Below are 7,391 nucleotides of genomic sequence, written 5' to 3'. Positions count from 1 at the left end.
AACATTTCCATGCTGATCACCCTGTGTTCTCCTGCTCAAAAAGTGAGCAGAAGCAGTTGAACACCTGGGTCAGTTTTCAGTCGGCAGAACAGCCCCTACTGGGTCAGTTTTCGGTCAGCGGCAACACTGGCTTGCTGATTTTAGCTAAATTCTAACCCCTATCCTTGATGCCTAGCCCCTTTACTGACTTGGCTCGATTCTGATCCAGCGAGTTGTAATAGGTGTTTTGAGTTGTCGACATACTCTCGTGGCGTAAGTCAGCTTGAAGATCCTTGATGTCGCGAAATGGTGCGTCAAATGTAGCCGCCGTGTGACGCAACCAATGTAGGGATGCCGACCGAAGCTTATCCATCTCCAAGTCAGTTTGACCCTCGTCCTTCATGCGCTGAAGTGATTTATCAAACACCATTTGAATGAGGGCACGAATGTAACGATCTGACAGGCCAGCCCGACCTCTGACCGTTGTGACCAGTGGAGTACTTTCCTTGTAAGACGGCAGCGGCGGAAGGGAGAGGGTGGTCCGATATCGCTTCAAGTAGTCTTCAATGTATTCGTCACGTACGCTAACTTTCGCGGACTTATTACCTTTACCCACGACGTTGAACCACCAATTCTCACCGTCGAATTCGAACGAACCCATTGTAGGTTTCCAATTGTCCCGACCGACGAGATCAGAAATTCGGAGATAGAGAGAGAAGAGGGTGGCCACAATAAATAACGTTCGCTCGTGCCTAGGATCCTCTGCAGCCATGACTTCTGCGGTTTCAATAACATAATTCCACTGGAGCGGAGTCAGCGCCTTTCCGGAACTCATCACCGTGTTGCGCTGTTTATAGTTGGATTTTTGTTTGACTGACCGAATTGGATTGGCTTCTGAGGTAAGACCTTCGTCGATGGTGTACTGAAAAAAACTGCCACAAACGGCAAACACCTGGCCCATCGACCCAGCAGACATTTTATACGCTGTGTCTTCTACATCTTTACTGTTCTCCGTAGCTACCTTGCGAATCTGCTTATCGATCTTGACGTTAAAAGGCCGCCATTTGTCGTTGATAATGTAGGTGTCAGTTTCAGCGGCCTTACTACCCCCAACCCGGGAAAATCTCGATTTAACGATAGGACCGATCCACTCAGGGCCAGGTTGTAAGCAAAATTCCAGGAAACTCTCACAATCGTGGCGTCTGAGTTCGAGAAGTGGCTTCTTAGCTATCAGGAGAGACCAAAGCAGAAGACGCTCAACGTGGGTACGGTATGAATTGAACGTGGCTTCGTTGTTTGAATAGGACTTTAGGAATCCGCGAACCGCCAAGTAACCATCTTGAGCCTTTAGCTCTGACGGAAAGGAGAAAAGGTACTGAGTGACAACAGGCTGCTCATCAGACACACGACTGAAATTCAGGTCTCTAAAACGATTGTAGGTGTCAAACAAAGGAATCGGAGACGCAGGCATGTGATAACCAGAGTAGAGAGTGAAACGGCTTGATGTGATGTTAAGCAACGCCCTCGCAATCTGCAACAACCGGGTCTGCGCGTTATCGGATATTACAGCTGCGCCGGACCCTTCTTGGCTATCCGTGGGTGATACCTACCACCTCATCTTGGGCCGCAAGCAACACGTTATCGGCATCGGAATGAAGCACATTTTGGGGTCGACTGCCTCCAAGGTAACTGCTGGGAGAAGCAAACCAAAATGCGATTCCCCATCCTCCTTTTTCCGTTCTCAAAACATCGAGTATCACCTCCAGACCGGCTACTGGCCTGTGCCCAGAGTCGGCCAGGAAGACGTACTTTGGAAACAATGGGCATCCGCCATGCTGAATTGAAAAAATCTTTCCCTCCGCTTCCCACTTACTCAGATTCATAGGGGACAGACCAAGCCTTTGAGCCATTTGGTCCAGCGGGAGAAAGTCACCACTATCTAGGATGCCTTTCTTCGCGGCCTCGAGCATTTGCAGCTCCCGAAAGGCGGTATCCCGATGCGCTGTCATAGTAGGCTCCTGTACGAAACAGCATCATAATCCACCATTGGGCGTCGGACCGTAAACCCAGCTCTCATTGCATCCACATTTAAGGCTGATTACTGAGGGGCGTGTCAGTAATTAACCGGAAAAAAATACGCAAACCATCGTCATTTTTTTTGTCGAATATTGCACCTGTGAGATTGGCTGTAAGGCACGCCACGGAAAGGCTAGAGAGAAATTGGTGTTCGGAAATGTGCATTTAGATAACCGGAAAAAGCCATTAATTAACCGGAAAATAGACCGTAATTAACCGGAATTTCGTTGCCAGCGTTGTGGATCTCACAATCTGCAGGTCTGTTTTCCGGTTAATTAACGACAAACCGGTGCCTGAGAAATGCGAGCCAAGATGTTTACCAATAAATTCAACGGCATAGGCGATGCTTGGGCTTTCCGGTTAATTAACGACACTGACACCCGGGCCCGAAAAAAGAGTGAGACGTCAGCCCAGTTGCACTGGGTGATGAGCCAGGTGTTTCCGACGCTGATGCCCAATGTGGTGTTCGAAGGCAGCCGCGCTGTACTGGTGAGCGATACGAATGCTCGTAAGGTCGGCAATACAATTGCACAAGCTGCTGTGCGAGCGCGGCGTCACCAGCTTAGGGAGATGAAGGTCGGTGTTGAGATGCTGGCGAAGGAAGCTCCTCGCGAACTTTTCGAACTGCGCGCTGAGATCGAGAGGGTTACCTTGGCTGTGATGATCGAAAAGTTCGAGACCATGCTTGGCCAGAACCTCAGTGAGGGGCACTGGCAGCAGTTCTTCGAGGCCAATCTGTTCATCCTAGGGATGGCGTTCGCGCGCCCGGTGGCACTTCTGCATACTCAGTTCCATGCTCGGGGATCCATGGTCAATGGAGCTGGCGCCCACATCGGCGACCTGCTTTTCGCGCAGGGACGCGAGCTGGCCATCGTGGAGATCAAGAAGCCTTCCACCCCACTCATGCAGAGCAGGCCGTATCGCAATCGCGATGTTTTTGGCCCACATCTGCAGCTTAGTGGAGCGATTACTCAGGTACTGCATCAGCAAGGCCTGATGCGCTCCAACTGGCTGTCACACCTGCAAGACCCGACGATGCGAGACTTGCAACCAGACACAGCGAGGTGCGTCGTCATTGCAGGTACCAAGCCAACCGAAGAGGGCCGCCGGCGCAGCTTCGAGATCTTTCGCAACGCCTGTAAGGACGTCGAGGTCGTCACCTTCGACGAGTTGCTTGGTAAGCTGCGGATGCTGGCTCAGCATCTGGCACCCGTAGATCCAGTCGACATCCCAGACATTTTCTGAAGAGCAGGCCGCGTGAGATCTCGAATGAAGATACACAGCGAGGGAACGCCGCGGCCTATCAGATACCTGCCTGCATTTCTGCACATCGGCACGTCTGGAGCTAAAGACGTTTACCCACGATCGCGTAAACCTAGGCGCTTGATTGAATGTGCACGTTCCTGATCGTGTGAGTGGTAGTACGTGTTTTGAGTCGTTGCCAGGTTGGAATGCCGAAGATCACTCTGCAAGTCTTTGGCGTTCCGAAACGGTGCATCAAACGTCGCCGAAGTATGGCGCAGCCAGTGCGAGGAGGCCGCCCGCAGGCTGTCCATCTCATAAGCTTCACGGCCTTCAGTGCGCATGCGGTTCAGGGCGTTGTCAAACACCGCCTGGAGGAGGGCGCGCACTTGTCGATCGGAGAGGCCAGATCGACCAGACAGGGTGGTGATCAGCGGCGTCTTCTCTTGATACTCTGGCAATGGCGACAGCCCCAAGAATCGACGGTAGCGCGTGAGGTAGCCGGTGACGTAATCGTCTCGCACGGCGATCTTGGCAGATTTATTGCCCTTACCAATGACATGGAACCACCAGTTACCTTCTTGGTCACGGCGGAAGTCGCCCATTGTCGGTTTCCAGTTACTGCGACCTGTAATATCCGAAATCCGGAGATACATACTGAACATCGTAATCAAGATAAACAACGTACGCTCATGTTTATCAGGCTCAGCGGCTGCCATAACCTCAGCGGTATCCAATACATAGTCCCATTGTAGTGGCGTCAGTGCACGGGTAACTGTACCTTCATCAGGAGTGGTACTGTATTGATTCTTTTTGGTGACTTTACGGAACGGATTAGTCCCCGCCAGTTCTTCCTCAATCAAGTACTCATAAAAACCGCTGCAAATTTTGAAGACATTGCCCATAGACCCCTTGGACGAATGATACTCCTGAGCCGCTTGGTCGTCGGAATTAACTAAATCATCCCGGAATTGTTTCGGCGTCTTTTGCGTAAACGGCCTCCATTTGGTATTCATAACAACAGGGTGTGCCAGTGCAGTCTCTGAGTTGTCATTATCCAGAAAGCGATTGCGGATAATGGGCCCAACCCAACTAGCCGGCGGATTCTTACAAAACTCCAAAAACGCCTCAGCATCAAGACGTTTAAGCTGCGTGATCGGCTTTTTAAGAACATTCAACGACCATAGTAAAAGACGCTCGACTTGGCAGCGATAGGTACTAAATGTCAGGGTGTTCTCCGCATAATGCCGCAGATAGGCGCGTGCGGCCAAGTACCCGTCGATGGCCAGAAGCTCTTTATCGAAACTCTCCAGATAGTCATTGACGCTGCGTATAGATGACCGACCCACAGCAAAATCCTGATCGATAAAATCATCATGGGATTCAAATAGCGGGTGGGTGAAAATGGTCATACAAGCAACAGCCCAGCACGAATGAACGGTCTGACGAGAAACTTCCTATTCTGACTGTTCTAGGAAGTTTCAATCCTCCCTTCCCAATTCAGCGCCTCTTCAGATCGACATTACAGTTAATCGGAAACCCGATAGTACCGCCATCTTTACAGTCCCGCAACTATCCACCTTCTATCTGACAACTCACTTTCATCGCTTGACACTTCAAAGAATGTTGCCTATGCGCGCGAGTACTCATCCTTATGTCGTGCCCTGAAACTATGAGCCATCGTCAAAAATCATCTTTAGCTGGCGCGCCGCGCGCCGACAATTAAAGTCGTATGTTTATATACATAGAGATAATAATGGCCGGAAGCTTCAGCCATGAATATAGGACAGCAAAGCCAGGCAATTTTAGCCATATATTAGTTATCCGTTCCACGATCGGCTTTTCCTCCTCGGTTTTTGTCCTTAATACGTGAATGAAATCTTTCGTTCGGATTTTGTCCTTAATTCGCCCAAATAGATGAATGTCCCGCCGGTAGTGGCTTCGCCTGGCCAAGCAACGTCCAAGCGTTGCGGTTTTTGTCCTGAATTCATCAAACGAGAGCTTCGCGACAGGCCGCAGACCAAGACATCCCAGATTTCCGTGAGAATGCTGCCACGGTAGCTCAACGTTCAAGAAAAATGCTAACCGCCCCGAAAACAGCGGCCTACGAGCGTGGAAACCTGAATTGAAGGCCCGAAACGAATCCCGACGGTCACCGGCCAGTTATCTGTTTTTGTCCTGAATTCGCAAAGTAGGCCGGCGATTCGGTTTTTGTCCTCATATCTCAAAAAGTCGGTTACAGGCTCCGGTTTCATTGGGGTTCGATGGCCCCGAAACGTCGCGCAGGTTTGGTAGTAGTGTCCGTATTAACGCGATATTGAAAGGAACGGCTCATACAACCGTTTGAACATGACTCAATAAAAATCAATAACTTAGAGAATCCAGTCTGCCGATCAGTGTCCGAATTTCTTTAAAAAAGAGAGTTTTTGGCACCAAGTGAATGGGCTGAAAGCCTTGATCCGCAGGGCCTCCAGAGCGACGACCATTAATTTTGTCCTCGTTTCGCAACGGTCACATAAGTGGAAATGGACAGAGGACTGGCTTCCTAAAGGCATATGGAATTTAACATAATATACATTATGCGTAACCATTGGTTAACGCTTTGCCCTGGTGATACGCTTCTTTTAAGCACCGAATGATCTAACACGACTAAACAGTTATTTAGTTTAGTTATATCTGAGGGCTACTTGGCAATGCCGGTTTTCCGCTCCGTGTGTGAGTTATCAGCCACCACGGTGAATCCTGCCCCTAGATTAGTTTCTGCTCGGGTTACGGGCTGAGCTGTTGGCTGCTCGCTCGATTGCGACTGTTGCTCCTGCGCGCGTTGGTTACGACTGGTAAACCATGGATCAAAGGCGCCATGAATGACGAACACCAGGCACGCACTTTTAGGGACATCAATAGGCGTTCCCTGCTGGGTGTAACAGTTACAGGAGCCGCGGGATTCGGAACTCATGCAGGCAGCCACACGAGGAAAATCGGTTGGTGCTGTGAGCTGGTCATAGACCGGCGCTGTATACAGATTGCCAGCCATACGCGGCTTGATAGTTTCCTCGGTCCAGACCGGCTTATTTTCTGCTGATGGAATGCCAAATGACCTTGGCGCCGGGACCGCTGGAGCTTCCTTTGAGACCGTGGTTGCCACAGCTTCAAGCGGGGTTTCAGGCTCAGATCCTGTGTAATGCATCACGTATTTGATGACGAAGTAAAAGCAGATCAGGCACAGCAATATTGCGGCACCGAGCACGGCAATAGTCTTCAACGGTGGTCGTGCTTTGTGCGTGTCCAAGACCGTTGATGTGTATAGATCGAAGACTTTTTTATCAGTCTTCACCATCTGGCTCTGGCCAAGGTTTCGAGCCGTTTTAGAAGCTGGATCGGTCTGAACAGATTCCCAGGTGTAACGCATCGAACGCCCAAGGTTGTACGGGCGATGATAATTGACGTGCGGTTGTACGAGCTTTCGAGCGAATGGATGAAGAAATCCGGGTGCCTGAGTGATGAAAATCAAGTCTTTACCGGAATGCCGGTGGATGGCGAAATCTTGCACCCATTGAGGCGCTTCACGTCCGATATCGGTCCCGCAATACCGCTGGACTTCATCGCAAAGAATGACAGAGCCCTCTGGCAATTCCTGCCATTTGTCGATGTGTTCAATCTCAGTGACGCCGTGATCAGCAGGTATGAAACCCTTGATAGGCGTGCAGAATTTGGGGCGCGAGGCGTAATCCTTGTTCTGCAAAAAATCCCACAGCTCATTGGAAGTTTTTCCTGCACCAGGTAAACCGGTAACGAGCTTAAGCATTAGATTTACTCCCGGCACGCTGGTAGGCAGCCTTGGCGACCTTGATTCCTACTGCCATCGCGTAAGCAGCGAAAATGACAGAGATCGCATCGAAAATGCCGACGAAGCGGAAAAAATTGACAGCGTCAGCAGGCATGCCGTTGAGTCTTTGTATGATCTGGTTTTGCAGGTAGTTAAAGATCGGCATAAGCACTGTTGTAGAGACTGCAGCTGTTCCAGCAACCGCCAGGAGACGGGGAAGAATCCAACCAGCGACCGCAGTTATAGCGGAAATCAATACTTGAAACAT

6 protein-coding genes are annotated in these 7,391 nt (G+C 50.3%); 1 reads left to right on the top strand and 5 read right to left on the bottom strand.

The window, feature by feature from the left end; translation table 11 throughout:
- Positions 1–151: 151 nt before the first annotated feature.
- Both IMW75_RS11085 and IMW75_RS11080 read right to left on the bottom strand, forming a co-directional pair.
- A complete protein-coding gene (locus IMW75_RS11085; RefSeq protein WP_205892628.1) occupies positions 152–1,450 on the bottom strand; it encodes a tyrosine-type recombinase/integrase in 1,299 nt (432 codons plus the stop codon).
- A gap of 118 nt (positions 1,451–1,568) precedes the next feature.
- Positions 1,569–1,988 carry a type IV toxin-antitoxin system AbiEi family antitoxin domain-containing protein gene (locus IMW75_RS11080; protein WP_237142261.1) on the bottom strand — a complete coding sequence of 140 codons (420 nt, stop codon included), beginning with the start codon at positions 1,986–1,988 and terminating at the stop codon, positions 1,569–1,571.
- Between the two features lie 367 nt (positions 1,989–2,355).
- On the opposite strand from IMW75_RS11080, the gene IMW75_RS11075 reads away from it, so the two are divergent.
- Complete coding sequence (locus tag IMW75_RS11075) at positions 2,356–3,300, top strand: Shedu immune nuclease family protein (protein ID WP_237142260.1); 945 nt, start codon at positions 2,356–2,358, stop codon at positions 3,298–3,300.
- A gap of 110 nt (positions 3,301–3,410) precedes the next feature.
- Here the strand turns inward: IMW75_RS11075 and IMW75_RS11070 are convergent, their stop codons facing one another.
- From IMW75_RS11070 to IMW75_RS11060, 3 genes are all read right to left on the bottom strand, one after another.
- Positions 3,411–4,709: a tyrosine-type recombinase/integrase gene (locus tag IMW75_RS11070; RefSeq protein ID WP_205892627.1), complete on the bottom strand. Its 1,299-nt coding sequence runs from the start codon at positions 4,707–4,709 to the stop codon at positions 3,411–3,413.
- 1,271 nt (positions 4,710–5,980) lie between these two features.
- A complete protein-coding gene (locus IMW75_RS11065; RefSeq protein WP_205892626.1) occupies positions 5,981–7,102 on the bottom strand; it encodes a zonular occludens toxin domain-containing protein in 1,122 nt (373 codons plus the stop codon).
- Positions 7,095–7,391 (bottom strand): DUF2523 family protein, encoded by a 297-nt coding sequence (locus IMW75_RS11060; RefSeq protein ID WP_205892625.1) that lies wholly within the window; start codon positions 7,389–7,391, stop codon positions 7,095–7,097. The genes IMW75_RS11065 and IMW75_RS11060 overlap by 8 nt, the downstream gene beginning before the upstream one ends.

Source organism: Pseudomonas gregormendelii (assembly GCF_017114825.1).
GTDB lineage: Bacteria > Pseudomonadota > Gammaproteobacteria > Pseudomonadales > Pseudomonadaceae > Aquipseudomonas > Aquipseudomonas gregormendelii.
Note: the sequence above shows the minus strand (reverse complement) of the source record. Positions and strands in the feature narration are given on the sequence as shown.